The 20,798-nt window shown below is 59.3% G+C and carries 24 protein-coding genes; 12 read left to right on the top strand and 12 right to left on the bottom strand.

All coding sequences use genetic code 11. The features are described from left to right. The 5 genes from AC4GMC_RS04155 to AC4GMC_RS04135 form a co-directional block, all read right to left on the bottom strand. Positions 1–599: ABC transporter permease (locus tag AC4GMC_RS04155; RefSeq protein ID WP_487884446.1), on the bottom strand; the 599-nt coding region annotated here is incomplete at its 3' end. Positions 600–642: 43 nt separating this feature from the next. After that, a complete protein-coding gene (locus AC4GMC_RS04150; RefSeq protein WP_487879164.1) occupies positions 643–1,533 on the bottom strand; it encodes an ABC transporter permease in 891 nt (296 codons plus the stop codon). An 89-nt stretch (positions 1,534–1,622) separates the two neighbouring features. Next, positions 1,623–2,123 carry a 30S ribosomal protein S9 gene (rpsI, locus tag AC4GMC_RS04145; protein ID WP_487879163.1) on the bottom strand — a complete coding sequence of 167 codons (501 nt, stop codon included), beginning with the start codon at positions 2,121–2,123 and terminating at the stop codon, positions 1,623–1,625. A 5-nt stretch (positions 2,124–2,128) separates the two neighbouring features. Next, positions 2,129–2,587, bottom strand: a complete 459-nt coding sequence (gene rplM, locus AC4GMC_RS04140; protein ID WP_487879162.1) for a 50S ribosomal protein L13 — start codon at positions 2,585–2,587, stop codon at positions 2,129–2,131. A 137-nt stretch (positions 2,588–2,724) separates the two neighbouring features. Beyond that, complete coding sequence (locus tag AC4GMC_RS04135) at positions 2,725–3,159, bottom strand: PaaI family thioesterase (protein WP_487879161.1); 435 nt, start codon at positions 3,157–3,159, stop codon at positions 2,725–2,727. A 56-nt stretch (positions 3,160–3,215) separates the two neighbouring features. On the opposite strand from AC4GMC_RS04135, the gene AC4GMC_RS04130 reads away from it, so the two are divergent. From AC4GMC_RS04130 to AC4GMC_RS04095, 8 genes are all read left to right on the top strand, one after another. Next, on the top strand, positions 3,216–3,998 hold the full coding sequence (locus AC4GMC_RS04130; protein WP_487879160.1) for an enoyl-CoA hydratase: 783 nt from the start codon (positions 3,216–3,218) through the stop codon (positions 3,996–3,998). Between the two features lie 138 nt (positions 3,999–4,136). Next, the gene (gene surE / locus AC4GMC_RS04125; RefSeq protein WP_487879159.1) at positions 4,137–4,916 is read left to right on the top strand and encodes a 5'/3'-nucleotidase SurE; all 780 of its coding nucleotides are present in this window, start codon (positions 4,137–4,139) and stop codon (positions 4,914–4,916) included. A 24-nt stretch (positions 4,917–4,940) separates the two neighbouring features. Continuing rightward, positions 4,941–5,558 carry a protein-L-isoaspartate(D-aspartate) O-methyltransferase gene (locus AC4GMC_RS04120; protein WP_487879158.1) on the top strand — a complete coding sequence of 206 codons (618 nt, stop codon included), beginning with the start codon at positions 4,941–4,943 and terminating at the stop codon, positions 5,556–5,558. 90 nt (positions 5,559–5,648) lie between these two features. Continuing rightward, positions 5,649–6,839 carry a peptidoglycan DD-metalloendopeptidase family protein gene (locus AC4GMC_RS04115; RefSeq protein WP_487877775.1) on the top strand — a complete coding sequence of 397 codons (1,191 nt, stop codon included), beginning with the start codon at positions 5,649–5,651 and terminating at the stop codon, positions 6,837–6,839. A gap of 189 nt (positions 6,840–7,028) precedes the next feature. Next, positions 7,029–7,265, top strand: coding sequence for a twin-arginine translocase TatA/TatE family subunit (locus AC4GMC_RS04110; RefSeq protein WP_038002678.1), 237 nt, complete (start codon positions 7,029–7,031; stop codon positions 7,263–7,265). A 9-nt stretch (positions 7,266–7,274) separates the two neighbouring features. Continuing rightward, the gene (gene tatB / locus AC4GMC_RS04105) at positions 7,275–7,778 is read left to right on the top strand and encodes a Sec-independent protein translocase protein TatB (protein WP_487877776.1); all 504 of its coding nucleotides are present in this window, start codon (positions 7,275–7,277) and stop codon (positions 7,776–7,778) included. After that, a complete protein-coding gene (gene tatC, locus AC4GMC_RS04100; RefSeq protein WP_487877777.1) occupies positions 7,775–8,695 on the top strand; it encodes a twin-arginine translocase subunit TatC in 921 nt (306 codons plus the stop codon). The genes tatB and tatC overlap by 4 nt, the downstream gene beginning before the upstream one ends. Before the next feature lie 41 nt (positions 8,696–8,736). Continuing rightward, the gene (locus tag AC4GMC_RS04095) at positions 8,737–9,534 is read left to right on the top strand and encodes an ATP-binding protein (RefSeq protein WP_487877782.1); all 798 of its coding nucleotides are present in this window, start codon (positions 8,737–8,739) and stop codon (positions 9,532–9,534) included. Between the two features lie 175 nt (positions 9,535–9,709). Here the strand turns inward: AC4GMC_RS04095 and AC4GMC_RS04090 are convergent, their stop codons facing one another. The 6 genes from AC4GMC_RS04090 to AC4GMC_RS04065 all read right to left on the bottom strand — a co-directional run bounded on the left by AC4GMC_RS04090 (position 9,710) and on the right by AC4GMC_RS04065 (position 15,247). Then, positions 9,710–11,032, bottom strand: coding sequence for a branched-chain amino acid ABC transporter permease (locus AC4GMC_RS04090; protein ID WP_487877778.1), 1,323 nt, complete (start codon positions 11,030–11,032; stop codon positions 9,710–9,712). Beyond that, positions 11,029–12,042: a branched-chain amino acid ABC transporter permease gene (locus AC4GMC_RS04085; RefSeq protein WP_487877779.1), complete on the bottom strand. Its 1,014-nt coding sequence runs from the start codon at positions 12,040–12,042 to the stop codon at positions 11,029–11,031. Before AC4GMC_RS04085 ends, AC4GMC_RS04090 begins: the two co-directional genes overlap by 4 nt. A gap of 24 nt (positions 12,043–12,066) precedes the next feature. Beyond that, positions 12,067–12,414 carry a hypothetical protein gene (locus AC4GMC_RS04080; RefSeq protein WP_487877780.1) on the bottom strand — a complete coding sequence of 116 codons (348 nt, stop codon included), beginning with the start codon at positions 12,412–12,414 and terminating at the stop codon, positions 12,067–12,069. A gap of 1 nt (position 12,415) precedes the next feature. Next, entirely contained in the window at positions 12,416–13,129 is a 714-nt protein-coding gene (locus AC4GMC_RS04075) for an ABC transporter ATP-binding protein (protein ID WP_487879157.1), read from the bottom strand. A 58-nt stretch (positions 13,130–13,187) separates the two neighbouring features. Then, a complete protein-coding gene (locus AC4GMC_RS04070; protein WP_038002665.1) occupies positions 13,188–13,967 on the bottom strand; it encodes an ABC transporter ATP-binding protein in 780 nt (259 codons plus the stop codon). 86 nt (positions 13,968–14,053) lie between these two features. Next, complete coding sequence (locus tag AC4GMC_RS04065) at positions 14,054–15,247, bottom strand: ABC transporter substrate-binding protein (protein WP_487877186.1); 1,194 nt, start codon at positions 15,245–15,247, stop codon at positions 14,054–14,056. 189 nt (positions 15,248–15,436) lie between these two features. Between AC4GMC_RS04065 and AC4GMC_RS04060 the strand changes: the two genes are divergently transcribed. After that, positions 15,437–16,546: a PQQ-dependent sugar dehydrogenase gene (locus AC4GMC_RS04060; protein ID WP_487877185.1), complete on the top strand. Its 1,110-nt coding sequence runs from the start codon at positions 15,437–15,439 to the stop codon at positions 16,544–16,546. Here AC4GMC_RS04060 and AC4GMC_RS04055 read toward each other — a convergent pair. Beyond that, on the bottom strand, positions 16,525–16,815 hold the full coding sequence (locus AC4GMC_RS04055; protein ID WP_487879156.1) for a hypothetical protein: 291 nt from the start codon (positions 16,813–16,815) through the stop codon (positions 16,525–16,527). The two genes, AC4GMC_RS04060 and AC4GMC_RS04055, sit on opposite strands and share 22 nt — an antisense overlap. Before the next feature lie 395 nt (positions 16,816–17,210). On the opposite strand from AC4GMC_RS04055, the gene pyrC reads away from it, so the two are divergent. The 3 genes from pyrC to AC4GMC_RS04040 all read left to right on the top strand — a co-directional run bounded on the left by pyrC (position 17,211) and on the right by AC4GMC_RS04040 (position 20,707). Beyond that, on the top strand, positions 17,211–18,251 hold the full coding sequence (pyrC, locus tag AC4GMC_RS04050) for a dihydroorotase (protein ID WP_487880319.1): 1,041 nt from the start codon (positions 17,211–17,213) through the stop codon (positions 18,249–18,251). Between the two features lie 39 nt (positions 18,252–18,290). Further along, entirely contained in the window at positions 18,291–18,974 is a 684-nt protein-coding gene (locus AC4GMC_RS04045; RefSeq protein ID WP_269081272.1) for an orotate phosphoribosyltransferase, read from the top strand. Positions 18,975–19,219: 245 nt separating this feature from the next. Next, positions 19,220–20,707 (top strand): replicative DNA helicase, encoded by a 1,488-nt coding sequence (locus tag AC4GMC_RS04040; protein WP_038002651.1) that lies wholly within the window; start codon positions 19,220–19,222, stop codon positions 20,705–20,707. Positions 20,708–20,798: the final 91 nt, after the last annotated feature.

Here is a 20,798-nt window from a genome sequence, read left to right as displayed (position 1 = left end):
ATAATGAACTCATCCAATGAGATCGTGAAAGAGATCAGAAGTGCCGCAATGATACCCGGCATGATTAGCGGCAACGTAATGAGGCGAAAGGTCGAGGACCGGCTCTCCCCCAGATCAACGGCGGCTTCCTCTAGGCTTGGGTCAAGGTTCTGGAAACTTGCGTTAAGGATTGCAGTGGCAAAGGGCGTGCAAATTAACACATGCGCCGCGATGACAGTGCTCATCGACAAATCCCAGCCCATTATCTGTACCACAACCACCAAAAGTGAAACGGCCACAATAATCTCAGGCAGAACGAGCGGCACCATGATCAATCCAAGGGCCGCGGCCTTGCCCGGGAACCGGTAGCGTACCGCCGCACGCGCCGCCGCAACGCCCAAAGCCGTGGAAATCACTGCCGTTACCGCCGCGATAATCAGTGAATTCACTACCGCCTCATGCAACGCCTTTGTCACGGCCAATTCCGCAAACCAGTGGAACGTGAACCCATCCAAGGGAAACGCAATCACCGTGCCGGAATTAAATGCAAAGACCGGCAGCAGCAGAATCGGCGCATACAAAAACAACAAAAATACAATGACATAGGCCCGCAACATCATAGGGCTCTCCGATGCGGTACGCGCATCATCCGGACCCGACCAGTCATCGCCCGCCCCCACGCATCCACTTGCGCGTTACGGCCAACAACAGCAACGCCATCACCGTGACCGTCGTCATGGCAATCACGGCCAAGGCCGCCCCCATGGGCGCGTTATTCAAACGTAGAAACTGTGTCTGGATCATGTTCGCAATCATCAATCCGTTCGGCCCGCCCACAAGGCGTGGCGTCACATAATCGCCCACGGTCGGGATGAACACGATCAACGTCGCGGCAACCACGCCCGGCATCGCAAGCGGAAGGGTCACGCGGACAAATGTCATAACCGCGTTCTCACCCAAATCACGCGCGGCTTCGAGCAACGAGCGGTCAATTTTCTCAAGCGCGACAAAGATCGGCAAGATCGCAAATGGCGCAAAGGCATGCGCCAACGTGATGACCACAGCGTTTGCATTATACAGAATGAACGTCAAAGGCTCATCAATGAAACCAATGCTTTGTAGGGAGGTGTTAAGAACACCGTTGAACCCAAGGATCACTTTCCACAGAAAAATACGCAGCAGATAGCTGGTCCAGAACGGGATGGTGATCAAAAACAACCAAAGCGATTTCCGCTCAGGCGCCACGTGAAAGCTGACGAAATAAGCAACTGGAAATGCCAGCACCACCGTCACCAAAGTCACCGCACCTGCAATCCTGATCGAACGGCTCAAAAGCTCGGCATACAGCGGCTCATTCCACGCTTCGCGATAATTCTTGAGCGTCATAGTGGTGTCGAGCGTCAAAAAGTCTTGGCTCCAGAAACTGAAGACAAAGATCGCGGTCAAAGGCGCCGCCATAAGCAATATCGTGTAAAGGAGCGGCACTGACACCAGCACCCAACCCCGTTTTGCCTCTTGGTTCACCCGCGCCCCCGTTTCGACTTGATCGATCAAAGCCTATTCCCGCACCCTGCGCAACGATCATATCGACGAAAAAAGGCCACGCGCGAAGCGTGGCCTTTTCCATCTGTATTTCCAAAAGCTTAACGCTTGGAGAACTGGAAGCTCCGGCGCGCCTTGCGCTTACCGTATTTCTTCCGCTCAACAACACGGCTATCGCGTGTCAGGAAGCCAGCCGCTTTGAGCGCGCCCCGAAGGGAGGGTTCATACAGCTGCAATGCCTTGGAAATGCCGTGCTTAACCGCACCAGCTTGACCGGACAAACCGCCGCCTTTGACAGTCGCCATTACGTCGAACTGGTCTTCGCGATCAGTGATCTGGAACGGCTGGCGCAGAATCATCTGCAGCACAGGGCGTGCGAAGTACGTGTTCAGTTCACGACCGTTAACAGTCACTTTACCGGAACCGGGTTTGATCCAGACGCGGGCAACCGCATCTTTACGTTTACCAGTAGCGTAGGAGCGACCCAGCTCGTCACGGACGGGCTCACGGGGGACCGAAGTGTCCAGCAGCGTTGTTTCGTCGCCCGCGGGGACGCCGGTGGCCGCAGCCAGATCTTCGAGAGTGTTGATTTGATCAGCCATCGGTATCAGCTCCGGGTGTTTTTCTTGTTCATGGCGGCCACGTCCAGAACGTCTGGTGCTTGGGCCTCATGGGGGTGCTCACCGCCTGCGTATACACGCAGGTTGGTCATCAGCTGGCGCGACAGTTTGTTGCCGGGCAGCATCCGCTTGACGGCTTGGGTCACAACCCGCTCGGGGTGCTTGCCATCCAGGATCTCTTGCGTCGTGCGCGATTTGATCCCACCGGGGTAGCCGGTGTGCCAGTAGTGTGGCTTTTCGCGTTTCTTACCGGTGATCTGGATTTTGTCAGCGTTAACAACGATAACGTTGTCACCCATATCCATGTGCGGTGTGAACGCTGCTTTGTGTTTACCACGCAGGCGCATGGCGATGATGGAGGCCAGGCGGCCCAGCACGATACCCTCGGCGTCGATCAAGATCCACTTCTTGTCGATATCACCCGGGGTCATGGAATAGGTTTTCATATCTCTAACCCTACAAACGTTAAGGCGCACCAAGGTGGCACGCCTGAAGATGCGCCGGGTATATAGCCTTTTCGGCCATCGTCAAGCACCGACCCCAGCCCCAAACCACACAAAAACAATCACTTACAAGTGGGGTTTTATTTTACCCCATCATTTTTCGGTGGAATTGCATAGGTCAGCGACGCCCGCGCCACGATCGGCCCGTTTTCACCCGATCGCAACAACACATCCCCCACCGCAAGCGTACGGCCCAGTTTTAGCACACGCCCCTCTGCCACCACCGGCACACCAGCTGCGGGCTTGCGCATAAAATCGATGCTGCAATTTGTTGTCACGGCCAATGCCACCGGCCCGATCTGCGCGAGTACCGCAAGATACATCGTGACATCTGCCAGCCCAAACATCGAAGGCCCCGAAACGGTCCCCCCAGGGCGCAAATGCCGAGCGCTTGTGTTCAATTGTACCGTGATTATCTCAGGCTCAACCTTCAGGATCGTAAATTCACCCGAAACTTCCGGAAACTCGCGTTCCAAAAAGTCCGTCAGCGCGGCCCCATCCATCGCCATTGCCATTGCACCCTCCCTTTTGCCTGTTACTCTTGGCGCGACCAATAGCGAAGGGCAAGCAAATGTCAGACATTCTTCAGCGCGAGGATACAGGCGCAATCACAACTCTTACGTTGAACGATCCAGCCACGCTTAACTCGCTCTCTGACGAAATGCTCGCAGCCCTCGGCGCGCAATTGTCAGACATCGCGCAAGGCCCGCAAAAGGCCGTCATCCTGCGCGGTGCGGGCAAAGCATTTTGCGCGGGCCATAATTTGCGCCAAATGCAGGCAATGCGCCAAGCCCCCGACGGCGGCGCCGCCGCGTTCGCAGACCTGTTTGATCGCTGCACCGCCGTTATGGCGCAAATGCGTGATCTTCCCCAACCGGTCATCGCCCAAGTCCATGGCATTGCCGCCGCTGCCGGGTGCCAGATGGTTGCCAACTGCGACATGGCCATTGCCGACACGCATACACGGTTCGCGGTGAACGGTGTAAATATCGGCCTGTTCTGCTCCACTCCCATGGTCGCCCTGTCACGCAACCTACCCCGCAAACGCGCGTTTGAGATGCTCACAACCGGTGATGCCATCTCCGCCCAAGATGCCATCGATCTGGGCCTGATCAACCGCGCGGTCGACCCCGACGCCCTCGCCCAAGAAACCACGGCCCTCGCGGAAAAAGTCGCCAGCAAGCTTTCCAGCGCGGTCCGCATCGGCAAATCCGCCTTCTATACCCAAGTCGAGCTGCCTGTTGCCGACGCCTACGCGCTCACCCGCGATGCGATGGTCCAAAACCTCGCCCAGCCGGACACCGACGAAGGCATGCAAGCCTTTATCGAAAAACGCCCCCCAAACTGGGACTAACCCCACCTCCTTTGTTCCCAAAATACTCATACGCGAGGGGCGCAGCCCTGAGCCACCGCGCTGTGCACCGCACCCCACTTCGTCTCTGGCTTTCCGCCCCCTGCTCGCCTAAGCACTACGGCAACAAAGAGGACCCCCATGCGCATTCTCATCACCAATGACGACGGCATCAACGCCCCCGGCCTGCACACGCTTGAGAAAATCGCAGCCACGCTCGCAGGCCCGGACGGAGAAGTCTGGACCGTCGCGCCCGCGTTTGAACAATCGGGTGTAGGTCACTGCATTTCTTACACTCACCCTACGATGATATCGCACTTTGGTCCGCGCCGCTTTGCGATTGAGGGGTCACCCGCGGATTGCGTTCTGGCGGGCATTCACCACGTTTTGCCGCAAAAGCCGGACCTCATTCTGTCCGGCGTTAATCGTGGCAACAACTCGGCGGAAAATGCGCTCTATTCTGGCACCCTTGGTGCCGCGATGGAGGGGGCCCTTCAAGGCGTGCGTTCCTTAGCGCTCTCGCAATATTTTGGCCCAAAGAATGTAGAGATCGCCGACCCATTTGAGGCCTCGGCGATCCATCTCGCGCCCCTCATCACGCGGCTCCTTGATACGGCACCTTGGGGCGGCGATGAATACCAGATCTTTTACAACATCAACGTGCCCCCCGTGCCCGCAGACGACGTCAAAGGTGCGGCGGCCACAGCCCAAGGCTACCGGGGCCACGGCCGGTTTAAGGTTGAACCGCACAAAGCCCCCTCGGGCCGTCAGTTCATTTGGGTCAAAGGCGGCGCGCAGCACGATCCAACCGCCCCCGGCACCGATGCCGCTGCAAACCTTGATGGGTACATCTCTGTCACGCCCATGCGCGCCGATCTGACCGATGCAGACGCCCTGACAGCCCTGAAAAACAAGCTCTGATCAATGCCAACCGCCGAGCAAGCCATGCAATTTGTGTTTCAACTCCGCTCTCGCGGGGTGATGGACAAACGCGTGCTTGCCGCAATGGAAAAAATTGACCGCGCGGCGTTTTTGACCGGCCACTTTGCGGAGCGCGCCTACGAAGATGTGCCCCTGCCAATTGCCAGCGGTCAGACCATCAGCCAACCCTCAGTGGTCGGCCTGATGACCCAAGCCCTAGAGGTCTCGGCCCGCGACAAAGTCCTAGAGGTCGGCACGGGCTCTGGCTATCAGGCTGCGATCCTGTCGCAACTGGGACGTCGGATCTACACGATTGATCGTCACCGTTCGCTGACGCGTGCGGCCAGTGCTTTGCTGACCAAACTGGACCTGCACAATATAACGGTCATCTCGGGCGACGGTTCTTTTGGGCTGCCCGAACAAGCGCCCTTTGATCGCATTCTTGTGACCGCCGCCGCCGAAGATCCGCCCGGCCCGCTCTTGGCGCAATTGCGCATGGGTGGCATTATGATCGTGCCGGTGGGCCAGTCCGACGCGGTTCAGACCCTGATCAAAGTGCGTCGCACCGAAGATGGCTTTGATTACCAAGAGCTTCAGCCGGTGCGTTTTGTCCCGCTTGTCGAAGGGCTCGCGGAGACGTAGACTACATATACCAAAGGGCGCACAACGCGTCCCGTCAGAGGCGCGCCAAGCGTCCGACCCTTGAGGCCATATATTCAAAGGATCGAGTTCGTGATCGTCATTGCCCCTTCGCCCGCCCGTACAGCGCGCCTGCGCCTTCCCCTTTTGCTCGCCTCGGTGGCGGCCCTTGCCGCCTGTGAGCCACTGAACCTCAGCGCGATTGACTTCGATTTGCGCGGAAATGCGCCGGGCACACTCGATACCTCAAGTGCCGCGCGTGAGGCCGCAACCTCGTCGCGCCCACAGCCCGACCGCAATGGGCTGATCACCTATCCAACCTATCAGGTCGCCGTTGCAAGGCGCGGCGATACCCTTAGCGATTTGGCCGACCGAGTGGGCGCCAACCCCGCCGAAGTCGCGCGCTTTAACGGCCGTAGCATCACGGATGAGTTGCGCCCCAATGAACTGATCGCGATGCCACGCCGTGTGGCGCCCCCCTCGGCCGCCGTTGACGGTGAACGCCCCGACATCGGGGCCATCGCGGGGGCCGCAATCGAACGCTCAACCCTGCCCGGCCCGGGCGAGGCGCGCCGCGTCGATGTCCAAACCGGACGCGAGCCGATCCGCCACCGCGCCGCACGTGGCGAAACCGCATTTTCCATCGCGCGTCTGTACGGCGTTTCGGTCAAATCCTTGGCGGAATGGAATGGCCTCAGCAGTGATCTTGAGGTCCGCGAAGGCCAATACCTGATCATCCCATTGATCGTCGAAGAGCCCGGAGCCGCCATTGCCGCCGCACCCGGCCAAGGTTCGGTCACCCCCCTGCCACCCTCGGCAAGTGCAGGCCTGCCCGCGCCCGTGTCCGAGGCCACCTTGCCGCAAAGCCCCGCGCTCAATGACAGCCGCGTGGCCAGCGTTGAAGCCCCAACTGAGGCTGCGCCAACCCAGCCCGGCCCGCCCCCCGGCCGCTTTGCACAGCCCGTACGGGGCCAACTCAGCAACTATTCCAGTTCTAAGCAGGGCGTCGACATCGCCGCAAACCCCGGTACGGATGTCGCCGCCGCAGCCGACGGCGAGGTCATCCTGATCACCCGCGACACCGACCAAAACCCGGTCATCGTTGTGTCCCACCCTGGTGATCTGAAGTCGGTCTACGCCAATATCTCCGACCTGACGGTCAAAAAAGGCGACCGTGTGCGCGCGGGCCAACGCATTGCAACCGTCGGACAGTCTCCCTCGGGGCTGCGGTTCTCGATCCTCAAGGGGTTTGAACCGATCGACCCAACCCCCCTGATGCAATAGGCTTTCGCCTTTTGCACCGGGCGGACGGCCTCGAATAAATGTGACGAAATCGCTTTTGATACAGCAACAAAAGCGTATTCGTCCTTTTAACTCCCGCGGAGCCGCAATACATTATGGGCGACTGACCAACACAGCCGGTGTCCCACATGTTCCATGCAAGGGCCCGCGACCTATCCAAGGGAGACCCCCATGCTCAATAATATCGGCCTGCCCGGCATTCTTCTCATTGCGATCGTCGTGCTTGTCCTGTTCGGACGCGGCAAGATCTCGTCCCTGATGGGCGAAGTCGGCAAAGGCATCACGTCCTTCAAAAAAGGCATCAAAGAAGGCACCGAAGAGCTGGAAGCCGCCAAAGACGACGAAGCGACGCCCGCTGACGTGGCCCGCGACGTGACCCCCGCCGAGACCGAAAAAGACAAAGTCTAAGCGACGCGCATGTTCGATCTTGGCTGGACAGAGCTTCTTGTCATCGGCGTTGTCGCGCTGATCGTAGTAGGCCCCAAGGACCTGCCCGTGTTGTTTCGTAACGTGGGTCGGTTCATGGGGAAAATGCGCGGAATGGCGCGTGAGTTTTCCTCTGCGATGAGCGATGCCGCCGATGAGAGCGGCGTCAAAGGCATGGCCAGCGACCTGCGCAAGATGTCCAACCCGTTGGACACCGTGGCCCAAGCCGCCAAATCCGCGACCAACTTTGACGTTGATCCCGAAACCGGCGGTAGCACAAAGGGCCCCGAGACATCCAAGCTGAGCGCGGAACGCCAGGCTGCCAAACAAAAGATCGAAGCGAAATCCGCACGAATGGCCGCAGAGCGCAAAGCGCGCGAAGCCGCCGATGCCGCGCAAAAGGCCTCTGAGCTGGAAGCCGCCCTAGAGGCCCCATCCGAGCCCACGCCCGCCGACGCCCCCGCTGCATCCGCAGATGAGACACCCAAGACATGAGCGCCACTGACGATCCCAACGACGACGAAATGCAGGGCAGCGCTGCCCCACTGATCGAACACCTGACAGAGCTGCGGACCTGTTTGATCCGCGCCGTTATGGCCTTTGTGGTCGGCATCGTCCTTGCATTCATGGTGGCAGAGCCCATCCTGCAATTTCTGATGGGGCCAATTGAGGCAACGCTACGCGCGCTCGGTGACCCCTCGCCCACACTGCAATACACGTCACCGCAGGAATACCTGTTCACGCTGTTCCGCATCTCAATGGTGTTTGGCTTCATGCTGGCGTTCCCGTTTATCGGCTACCAGCTGTGGCGGTTCGTAGCACCCGGTCTCTACAAGGCCGAAAAGAACGCCTTTGCGCCGTTCATGTTTGCCTCTCCCTTGATGTTCCTGCTGGGCGCGAGCTTTGCACATTTCGTGGTCACGCCGCTGGCCATGCAGTTCTTTCTGGGCTTCGCCGATGTGTCCTCGATCTTTGCCAACCTGATGGGCCAGTTCGTTGGCACAACCGACAGCGCACTCCCCGCTGATGGCGGCCTCGCGGTCCCCACAACGGACACAGGCGTACGCATCACCTTCTTTGGGAAGGTGAACGAAAGCCTCGATATCACGCTGAAATTCATCATGGCCTTTGGCCTTTGCTTCCAGCTGCCTGTCCTGCTGACCCTGATGGGCAAAGCGGGCCTCGTATCGGCTGAGGGCCTTGCCCATGTGCGCAAATACGCGGTGGTCGGCATCCTTGTCTTGGCCGCACTTGTGACCCCACCGGATGTTATCACCCAAGGCATCTTGTTCGTGGTGGTTTACGGCCTCTATGAGATTTCGATCCAACTGGTCCGCCGCGTTGAAAAAAGCCGCAAAGCCAAACTGCGCGCCGAAGGCCTGCTAGACGAAGACGAGGACGACGACCTGTGAACCAAGACACGTTGGAGCGTATTGCCGCCGCTTTAGAGCGTATGGCGCCCAGCCCCGCGCCTACCCCTGACCTCAGCACCGCTGAGGCGTTCTTGTGGCACACGTCGCCCGACAGGCTTGTACCGGTTCCAAACATTAGCCGCGTCGATCTGGACCTGTTGATCGGGATCGACCGCGCCCGCGACACGCTGCTCGAAAACACCCGACGCTTCGCCAACGGCCTATCCGCCAACAACGCGCTTTTGTGGGGCGCGCGCGGCATGGGCAAAAGCAGCTTGGTCAAGGCCGTCCACGGCGCGCTCACGGCCCAAGGTCTGCCGCTCAAACTGGTGGAACTCCAGCGCGAGGACCTGCCATCGGTCGGCCGCCTGCTCGATGCTCTGCGCAATAGCCCGGACCTGCGCTTTGTGCTCTATTGTGATGACCTCAGCTTCAGCCATGATGACGAACACTACAAATCCCTAAAAGCAGTCCTAGACGGCGGCATCGAAGGCCGCCCCGAAAACGTCCTGTTTTACGCCACGTCGAACCGGCGCCACTTGATGCCTCGCGACATGATCGAAAACGAACGCTCGTCGTCCATCAACCCCTCTGAGGCGGTTGAGGAAAAGGTCTCCCTCTCGGATCGCTTCGGCCTCTGGCTTGGCTTCCACACCTGTGACCAAGACAGCTACCTCAGCATGATCGAAGGCTACTGCGCCGCATATGGCGTCAACGTGCCCGCTGATGACCTCAAGGCGCAAGCCATCGAATGGCAGGCCACACGCGGCTCGCGCTCCGGACGGGTTGCGTGGCAGTTCTTCACGGACCTTGCTGGCCGTGAAGGCGTCAAGATCTAGCGGTCCTCCTAAACACCCTATCGCCAAACAAAAAGGCGGGGCACCACGCCCCGCCTCCTTTGTTCTATAAATACTCATCGGGGAGCGCGAGGGGCAGCGCCCCTCGCCTACCGCGACGCCCAAAGGGCGGCGCAATCCACAGGTCGCGCCCACCGGGGGCGCGACGCCGTTGACCTCATCTCTCCGGGATCAAGCCGCGTGGGCTAAACCGCAGAACCACCAACAGGATAATCCCCATCGTCAAAAGCCGCATATGGGCCGCAGATTCCAACAAATGCGCCTTGAGCCAGCTGCCATCTGCCATGCCCGAAGTGATCATCTCCATGGTCCAAATCCCAATCGGCTCGACCTGAATATAAAGCCAATAAATCAGGAAGCCCCCCAGAACCGAGCCCCAGTTGTTGCCAGAGCCACCAACGATAACCATCACCCAAATCAGGAACGTAAACCGCAGCGGCTGGTAGGTACCCGGCGTCAACTGACCGTCCAGCGTCACCAGCATAGCCCCCGCCATGCCGCACACAGCAGAGCCAAGGATAAAGATCTGCAAGTGCCGCTTTGTGACGTCTTTGCCCATCGCAGAGGCCGCAACCTCATTGTCGCGGATCGCGCGCATCATACGGCCCCAAGGCGAATTGAGCGCCATCTGTGTCAGCCAGATCAAGGCCACCAGAACGGCCAAGAACAAAGCCATGTAGCCTAGTTTCACCGCAATCGTCGAAGCCGTGACTGGGTCAAAGCCCCACGATGTCACGCGCTCCACAAAGCTTGGGTCGGTTTGCAGGTCGATTGCAGCAGGCATGGGCGATGGCACACCAGTTGCGTTTTTGACGCCCCGGCTCAACCAATCCTCATTCTTAAGGATCGCGATAATGATCTCCGAAATACCGAGCGTAGCGATCGCTAGATAGTCAGAGCGCAAACGCAGCGCGCTTTTGCCAATAATCCACGCAGCACCCGCCGCGAACAGACCGCCCACAGGCCAGCTGAGAACAACAGGCAAATGCAGCCCGCCCAAGTACCCGGTAGAGGCCGGGTTTACCGCCTCAACCCGCGCTACAGCCGGGTCGAACACCGCACGAAAGATGAAAAAGCCAACCAGCAGGATGCCAGCCACGGCAAAGCCCCGCGCCCGGCTCGGGGGCATCTTGCCCCACGCTACAACGGCGGCCGCTACGGTCGCAGCCCCCAGCAACAATGCGATGACAATCTGCAAGCCGCCAGCCGAGACAGCCTCGTCGGTGGGGGGCACCGACACCAGCACCGCCGCCAAGCCGCCTAGCGCCACAAAGCCCATGACACCCACGTTCAGCAGGCCCGCATAGCCCCATTGCATGTTCACACCCAACGCCATGATCGCCGAGATCAACGCAAGGTTCACCATGCCGAGAACCGTATTCCAGGACTGCACATATGCCGTGCCAATATACAGGACCGCCACAAAGGCAAACAGCAACAAATCACGCCGCGTCATGCCGCGAAACAGGGAGCCGATCATAGTGATTTCCCCTTAAATAGGCCGGTGGGTCGGAACAGAAGGACGATCAAAAGGATCGAGAAACTGACCGCGAATTTATAGTCGGTGGACAACAACTGCACGAGCCCGTCTGGCTCTAGGCTTTCGGGCATCCAATAGCCCAAAACGCGTTTCATCGGATAGGTGATCAACACCTCTGAGTACGCAATCACAAATCCCCCCGCGATGGCGCCCAATGGGTTCCCAAGGCCCCCCACAATGGCAGCCGCAAAGATCGGCAAAAGCAGTTGGAAATACACGAAGGGTTTGAACGACTTATCCAAGCCATACAGAACGCCCGCAGTCGTGGCCAAGGCCGCAACGATCAACCATGTGTACAAAACAACCCGTTCTGGGTTGATCCCCGACAGCAGCGCAAGGTCTTCGTTGTCGGAATAGGCGCGCATGGATTTCCCGGTCCGCGTACGGTTCAGGAACCAAAAGAGCGCGGCGACGACAAGGATCGCGACAACCACCGTGATGGCTTGGGTCGTCCGGATCGCCAGCCCCTCGGCCAAGCCGGTCATCGCTTTGAAGTCACGTACCGAGATCAAGAACCGCTCCCCATCGGTGAAGCGTTGGTCATCGGTGCCGATGATGAACCGCACAAGGCCGTTCAACACAAACATCACCCCCAGCGACGCAATCAAATAGATCACAGGGGCGGCCCGTTGTTTACGGTAAAACCGGTAAACCGCGCGGTCCGTGCCAACCACCAGCAATGAGGTTGCCGCGATCCCAATGGGCAGCGCGAGCAAAGCAGTTGGTAGCGGGCCAAAGCTGATCCCGAGCGATTGGAACGCCCATGTCACAAGCACGGTGATCGCCGTGCCAAACGCCATCGTGTCCCCATGCGCAAAGTTAGAGAACCGCAAAATGCCGTAAATCAGCGTCACGCCAAGCGCCCCAAGCGCCAGCTGCGCGCCGTAGGCCGTGGCGGGGATAAGGACGAAGTTCGCCAGAACAATCAGTCCGTTAAGTGCATCAACCATTCGATGATATCCTTCCTGAGGGGGCTAGAGCCCGCCCTCACATTGACCGATGTAGGTGACCGCAACCGGCCCATCGAGGTGCACGGACAACCGCGCGCCCTCAGATCCGGTCGTGAGAAAATAGTTTGCACCCGCCCCAGTCGCGAGGCCCGCAAACGTGCCGATGTCGTCGGATGACCACACCACATCAAGATCGCCAAATTCCGTCACAAACTGCAGCGTACCCGCGTCAGTCGTGATAACTTCAAAGCCAAATCCGCTTTCCATACAGCCGTCTTGCTCAAAGCACTCGGCCTCAAACGTGCAGATCATCGCCTGCGCGCTGCCCGCCATAAGTGCCATGTAGGCCGCTAGTCCTAGTCGTCTTAGCATGTCAGCCTCCCAAAAAGGATTTGCGCACTTCGGGGTCCGCAAGAAGCGCCTTGCCCGTGTCGGTATAGGCATTGCGCCCCTGAACCAGAACATACCCTTTGTCCGCGATTTCAAGCGCTTGGCGAGCGTTCTGTTCCACCATCAGGATAGAAATGCCCGTGCGCGCGACCTCAATGATGCGATCAAACAGCTCATCCATCACGATGGGGCTGACGCCCGCGGTCGGCTCATCAAGCATCAGGACCGTCGGTTGGGTCATCAACGCACGCCCCACCGCAACCTGCTGACGCTGCCCGCCAGAAAGTTCGCCCGCCGCCTGATTGCGTTTTTCGTGCAGGATCGGGAACAGTTCATAGACCTGAGCGATCGTCTGCGCGATGTCATCGCGGCGCAAAAACGCCCCCATCTCAAGGTTTTCCTCAACCGTCATCGAGGTAAAGATGTTGTTGGTTTGCGGCACGAACCCCATGCCTTTGGCCACCCGGGCCTGAGGGGTCAGTTTGGTGATATCCTCACCACCCAAACGCACGGCCCCCTTACGCACATCCAGCATGCCGAACACGGCCTTCATCGCGGTGGATTTGCCGGCGCCATTGGGGCCGACAATGACCGCAATCTCACCTTTGTCTACGGACACGGTGCAGTCGTGCAGAATATCCGGGCCAGAGCCGTAGCCCCCGGACATGGTGTCGCCAATCAAAAACGGCTCGGTCATGGATGCCTCAAGTCTTGTGCAGTGTGTGTTCGGTGCGGGGCGAGCTTTGGGCGCCCGGTCATCCCGCTGCGACCTTGTTCTTAAGCCCCGTGCCCAGATAGGCCTCGATCACCTGTTCGTTGGCTTTGATCTCGGCCAAGGTTCCCTCGGCGAGGACTTTGCCCTCAGCCATACAGATGACGGGATCACAGATTTTTCCAATGAAATCCATGTCATGTTCGATGACCACAAAGGTATAGCCGCGCTCTTTGTTCAACCGCAGGATCGCATCACCGATGGTGTTCAGCAGGGTTCGGTTCACGCCTGCCCCGACCTCATCCAAGAAGACAATCTTGGCGTCGACCATCATGGTGCGGCCCAGTTCCAGCAGCTTTTTCTGTCCGCCAGACAGGTTTCCGGCCTTCTCATCACGCAGGTGCGAGATCGTCAGAAACTCAAGCACCTCATCGGCTTTGGCCAGCAACGCGCGTTCGTCTGCCTCAATCTGGCGACGGTTGAACCATGTCTCCCAGAGGGTTTCGCCGCGCTGTGCGCCGGGCACCATCATCAGGTTTTCACGCACCGTCATGGACGAAAATTCATGCGCAATCTGGAATGTCCGCAGCAGTCCCTTGTGGAACAATTCGTGGGGCGGCAGGCCGGTGATATCTTCACCCGCCATCGTGACCTTGCCCGAAGTTGGTTTAAGAACACCCGCAATCACATTGAAAAGTGTGGTTTTTCCGGCCCCGTTGGGCCCAATCAGGCCCGTAATGGACCCGGTCTCAATCCGGAGCGAAGCGCCATCAACGGCCCGGAACCCACCAAAATGGCGATGTAGGTTTTCTACGACGATCATACGTAACTCCCGCAGGCACGCTTTACTCTCAAAAGATACGGCCCTCAGCGGATGCTAAGGGCCGTACGTTGTTGCTAGGGATCAGCTTAGCGGTAGCCGACAACCACCAGTTCGCCGTTCTCAAACGTGATCTGACGATAGTTACCGCCTGCTTCACCGGGGCCGATCAGCTCAACTGCGGACGCGCCGCTGTAGTCAACGTCGCCGCCGTCCTTGAGGATTTGGATCGCTTTGGCCAGCTCACCGGGCAGGATGACTTCGCCGGGGGCGTTTGCAACATCCATCAGCGTGTCTTTGTACTCTGCTGGGTCCGCAGAACCCGCAGCCTGCATCGCAAGCATGATCAGAGCCGCCGCATCGTAGCTTTCGGCAGAGAATGGCGAGGTGCCATCAAAGCCGCCTGCTGTTGCCATGTCTTGGTACAGCTGCGCGCCGTTGCTGTCGGTGCCGGGGTTGGCGCCGAACGAGCCATCGATTTCACCGGGGAAGTTCAGGCCCAGTTGCTCCGATACCATCCCATCGGGGAAGTAGAAGGTGTCAAACGCGCCTGTGTCCAAGGCTGCGCGCACGATGCCCGACCCGCCGGAGTCCACGTAACCAGCCACAACCAGCACTTCACCGCCAGCAGCCGCAAGCGCACCAACTTCGGCCGAGTAGTCGGCTTTGTTGTCTTCGTGTGCTGCGTTGATTGTGACAGTCCCACCGGAGGCTTCGAATGCGCTTTCGAACGCATCTGCCAAACCCTTGCCGTAGTCGTTGTTGGTGTAGGACACCGCAACGCTGGTGATGCCGTTTTCTGCAAGGATTTCCGAGATGATCACACCTTGGCGTGCATCAGAGGGAGCCGTGCGGAAAAACAAGCCGTTGTCTTCTGCGGTCGACAGACCGGGTGATGTCGCCGAGGGGGAGACCATAACGATGCCGTTAGGCACAGCCACATTGGCCAAGATCGCGCCAGTCGCACCAGAGCACATGGCCCCAACGATGCCCGCCACGCCATCAGATGTCACCAGACGCTCGGCCACGGAGGTCGCAGCAGAGGCGTCGATACATGTCGAGTCGCCCTGAACCGCTTCGAGCATGGACCCATCAAGGATCCCGCCGGCCGCATTGACTTCGCTCATCGCGAGTTCTGCGCCCGCAGCCATCGAAGGTGCGAGGCTTTCGAGCGGGCCCGTAAAGCCAAGCGAAACGCCCAGTTTGATGGCACCGTGGCCGTCAGCAAACGCGCCACCGGTCATCAGTGCAGCTGCCACGGAGGCAAGCAGTACTTTTTTCATTCCATTCACTCCCTGAATATAACGTATCAGCGATCGAGATTAGGGACCTCATTGCAAAATGCCAAGAGGGATTCAGCTATATGACGTTGGGTCTATTTGGTGATTTCACAAGCCCGTGGGTCCCGCTGGACCGACGCATCTGCGCCTCTATTTATAAATGATAGCTTCCGCCGTCGAAGGACCCTTCAAATGCGTGCCACCACCCTATTGATTGCCGGCCTCACGGCCCTTGCCATACTCAAGCCTGTTGAAGCTCGTGAAGTAACGCTTGGCACCGGAACATTCACTGTAACCGAGGTGGTATCGGACCTAGTTGAGCCTTGGGCCGTCGGCTTCCTGCCCCAAGGTGCCCTTTTGATCACTGAACGGGAAGGCCGATTGCTGCACATTGCAAGTGATGGCAACCGGGTGGCGGTCGCGGGCGTGCCGCGCGTGGCCGCTGACGGCCAAGGTGGGTTATTGGACGTCATGATCCCCCGCGATTTTACCCAAACGAGAGAGGTATTCTTGACCTTCGCCAAGCCACAGGGGCGCGGAGCGGGCACCGCACTTGCCCGAGGAGAGTTGAGCGCCGACGGAAGCCGCCTGCGCGACGTGCGCGTCCTGTTTGAAATGGTACGGGGCACCTCCGGCGGGCGGCATTTCGGCTCTCGGGTGGTCGAAGGCGCGGATGGCTATCTGTACCTCACCATCGGGGACCGGGGTGCGCGCGACACGGCCCAAGACCTAAGCATCGAGACCGGCACGGTCCTGCGCATTGCGCGCGATGGAAGCATCCCACCCGACAACCCGTTTGTGGACACCCCCGGTGCGCGCCCCGCGATTTGGTCCTACGGCCACCGTAACCCTCAAGGTGCCGCAATCAGCCCCGATGGCGCGCTATATGTAATAGAGCACGGCGCGCGCGGCGGTGATGAGGTCAACCGCATCACCGCCGGCACCAATTACGGCTGGCCCGTGATCTCTTATGGGCGACATTACTCTGGCTTCAAGATTGGTGAGGGCATGCAAAAAGAGGGCCTCGCCCAACCCGAAATGTACTGGGATCCCTCCATCGCGCCCTCTGGCGCAGTGATCCATTCGGGCACGGCGCATGCGCCTTGGGCCGGGGATCTTTTTGTCGGGTCCCTGAAATTCGACTATATTTCCCGCATCTCACTGGGTGAAAGCACCCAAGAGGTAGACCAAATCACCCTGCCCGAAACCAACCGCGTGCGGGACGTGCGCGAAGGCCCCGAGGGCGGGCTATGGTTTTTATCCGTGGGGAAAGGCGCGCTTTACAGGCTGGCGCCGGAGTAAGTCTTGGCCGGTAGAATATCGTGCAAAACGTGGTGCACCACAAAGGCCCGGTCCAGCCCCATCACGTGCAAAGCATCCGGTGACAAAAGCATCAGCCGCTCAATCTCAGCACCCCTTTTGGCCACCGTTGGATAGGGATTGCGGCGAAAATCATAGCCACACAGCACACGACACACCAGCCGTCCCGTGGTGGGCGAAAAGTTTGAATTAGAGACCTGTGCCACGGCACGAGGCCACCGCAGTCGCGGGTCGTGTCCTTGGATTTTCATCATCGCGCCTTTGGTCAAATGACCGCAAAGAGGAAGCGTCAGAGTGTTAACACCATACCATGTTTGCACCGCGAAAGAACCGTGATCAGCGGACCGCGCTCAATTGCAGCTTGCAAGCGAGTGCAGCGCCCCAGATGCCGCGGGCGGGAGCGGCCCCGGCCCACTCTCAGGCCAAGCGCACACACGCCCGTCGCTGCCAACCGCATTGAAAACGCCCGATATTCCCAGTGTCGAGGACTAGGAAACACCCGCGCACCTCGGCCCAGCCATGCTCATTTCCTATCCTACGGTTGAGCCAACCTTGAAACAAACCTCACAAAATCCCGCAATTCCCGCACAAGACCAGACGACACAGGGGCTGGCGGCCTCGCAAAAGGCGGTATAGAGCGGGGCCCATGACACGCACATTCACGATCCGCCGCCCCGACGATTGGCACTTGCACCTGCGCGATGGCGCGATGCTTCGGGCCGTTCTTCCCGAAACCAGCCGCGACTTTGCCCGCGCGATCATCATGCCCAATCTGGTGCCCCCTGTGGTCACCAGTGCAGATGCCATCGCCTACCGCGACCGCATCAATGCCGCTCTGCCCAAAGGCGCAGACTTCAAGCCGCTGATGACGCTGTACCTGACCGAAGACACGGACCCCGCCGATGTGCGCGCCGCCGCGCAAAGCCGCCTGATCACCGCGATCAAGCTTTACCCCGCGGGCGCCACCACCAATTCCGCCTCCGGCGTGAGTAACTTCGACAAAGTGCGCCCCGTGCTCGAAACCATGGCCGAAATCGGCCTGCCCCTGTGCTTTCATGGTGAGGTCACGGACCCAACCGTCGACATCTTCGACCGTGAGGCCGTCTTCCTCGAAACCAAACTGGACCCCATCCGCCGCGCGACCCCCGGCCTTAAGGTCACGCTGGAACACATCACCACCAAAGACGGCATCGACTACGTCGCAGGCGCGAGCGGCGAAATCGCAGGCACGATCACAACCCATCACCTGATGATCAACCGCAACCATCTGCTCGCAGGGGGCATCCGGCCCCATTACTACTGCCTGCCGGTCGTCAAACGCGCCACCCACCAAGAGGCGCTGCGCAAAGCCGCCACCTCCGGAAACCCGCGCTTTTTCCTCGGCACCGACAGCGCACCTCACCTTGATGGTGCCAAAGAAAGCGCATGTGGCTGCGCGGGCTGCTTTACCGCCACCAACACAATGGCCTGTCTTGCCCATGTGTTTGAGGAAGAAAACGCCCTCGACCAGCTGGAGGCGTTCACCTCGCTCAACGGCCCGGCCCACTACGGGTTGCCTGTCAATGACGCCACACTCACCTTGACCAAGGGCGACACGCCCACACCCTACCCGTCCCATATCGACACGCCCGACGGCCGCGTTACGGTGTTCGATCCCGGTCACCCGCTGCTGTGGCGCGTGACCTAACCCTCCTTTGTTCCCCCAATACTCCCGCCGGAGGCTTCCATGATCCCAACTTCCTTTCCCGACGCCCGCGAAATCGCACGCCTCACTGCACGTATGTTGCTCGAAATCGAGGCCGTTCACTTCAACGCGCGTGAACCGTTCATTCTGGCCTCTGGCCTGCCATCGCCCACCTATATCGACTGCCGCAAGCTGATCTCCTATCCGCGCATCCGCTCGACACTGATGGATTTTCTCACGGTAACGGTCATGCGCGACGCAGGGTTTGAAGCGTTCGATAACATCGCAGGTGGCGAAACCGCGGGCATCCCTTTCTCGGCATTTGTTGCCGAACGCATGGCTTTGCCGATGACCTATGTCCGCAAGAAGCCCAAAGGCTACGGCCGCAACGCCCGCATTGAGGGCGCGATGTCCGAAGGCCAGCGCGTCTTGCTGGTTGAGGATCTAACCACCGACGGTGGCTCCAAGCTGTCCTTTGTGGACGCGATCCGCGAAACCGGGGCCACCTGCGCGCACACCGCCGTGATTTTCTCCTACGGTATTTTCCCCGAGACGGAAAAAACCTTGGGCGATCACGGCGTCACGCTGCACGCGTTGTGCACATGGTGGGATGTCCTCGCAGAGGCCAAGGCGCAAGGCTCCTTCGATTCGGAGACCCTGTCAGAGGTTGAGGCTTTCCTCACCGCGCCGCGCGCGTGGCAGGATGCCAATAAGCCCGCCAGCTAAGCAGCCCGGAACACGGCGCTTTTCGCCCAAATAAATCGATCTCGCATCGGATGCCGCCCCCTTCGGGCGGCATTCACCATGTTAAGAATTATTACGGTTAAATTCGCAATATCTTGACCAAATACCCCATGATTTGTCATCATGTTGTGCATGCACATTGCCAAACATGTTATCCACAGCTTTTCCACGTTGCCCTGCGCAGGTCCGCTCCGCTATGACAGACCTCACGAGAGGCGAGGTCCACAATGAATGAAATAACGCAAATGAACGCGACGGGAATGCCCGCCGCGACACCAGAAGAACTGCCCGCCAATATTGAGGCCGAACAACAGCTTCTGGGTGCGATCCTGACCAATAACGACCTGTTTGATCAGGCCGCCTCGATCATCCGTGCCGAGCATTTCTATGACCCTGTGCACCGACGCATCTGGGAAACGGCCGCGGAGCGGATTCACAAAAATGCGCTCGCCTCTCCGGTTACGCTCAAAGCCTTTATGGAGGACGACGAAGGCCTTCAGGCGCTTGGGGGGCCGGCCTATCTGGTCAACCTCGCGGGGGCTGCGATTTCGTCTTATGCGGTGCGCGACTACGCCCAGATGATCTATGACCTCGCGATCCGGCGCGAGCTGATCGGCCTGGGCCGCAACATCGCCGCCGAAGCCTCGGACGTGCGGGTCAGCAACGATCCCCGCGATCAGATCGTCGCGGCGGAACAACACCTTTATGCCCTTGCCGAACAGGGCAAAACCGAAAGCGGATTTCAAACTTTTCTGTCCGCCGTCACAGACGCCGTCCAGATCGCTAACGCCGCCTACATGCGCGAAGGCGGCATGGCCGGGATCTCGACCGGGCTGGTCGATATGGACAAAAAGCTTGGCGGGTTGCACCGCTCTGACCTTCTGATCCTCGCGGGTCGTCCGTCGATGGGCAAAACCTCGCTTGCGACCAACATCGCGTTCAACATCGCCAAAGCCTACCAAAAGGGCATCCTGCCTGATGGCCGCGAAGGCGCGGTTGAGGGCGGCGTTGTCGGCTTTTACAGCCTTGAGATGAGCGCCGAGCAGCTGGCCGCCCGTATCCTGTCCGAAGCCTCTGAGGTGCCGTCCGAGCAAATTCGTAAAGGCGACATGACGGAATCCGAGTTCCGTCGCTTTGTGGAGGCTGCCAAGTCGCTCGAAAAATGTCCGCTCTATATTGATGACACGCCCGCACTGCCAATTTCACAGCTTGCCGCCCGTGCGCGGCGCCTGAAACGGACAAGCGGGTTGGACGTTTTGATCATCGACTATCTGCAGCTGGTGCGCCCCGCCTCGGCCAAAGACAGCCGCGTGAACGAGGTGTCTGAGATTACGCAGGGTCTAAAAGCTATCGCCAAGGAACTCGACATCCCCGTGATCGCCCTGTCGCAGCTGTCACGTCAGGTCGAAAGCCGCGAAGACAAGCGCCCCCAGCTAAGCGACCTTCGCGAATCCGGCTCGATTGAGCAGGATGCGGACGTTGTGATGTTCGTGTTCCGCGAGGAGTACTACAAAGAGCGTGAAAAACCTGGCGACCATGAGTTGGAGAAAATGGCCGCGTGGCAAGAGGCAATGGAACGGCTTCATGGCCGGGCCGAGGTCGTCATCGGCAAACAGCGTCACGGCCCCATCGGCACAGTAGAGCTGAGCTTTGAGGGACGTTTCACACGCTTTGGCAACCTCATCCAACCTTGGCAGCAAGGCCAAGAGGGTTAGGCACACAGCTTTTCGGCACGCCCTTGCCCATATGACAAAGAACGCCGCGTCGCGCCGCAAGGGCCCAAAGGGTCCTGCGCGGACGGCAGAG

It is taken from the genome of Thalassobacter sp. (assembly GCF_982993085.1).
This window is presented reverse-complemented; position numbering and strand designations above follow the sequence as displayed.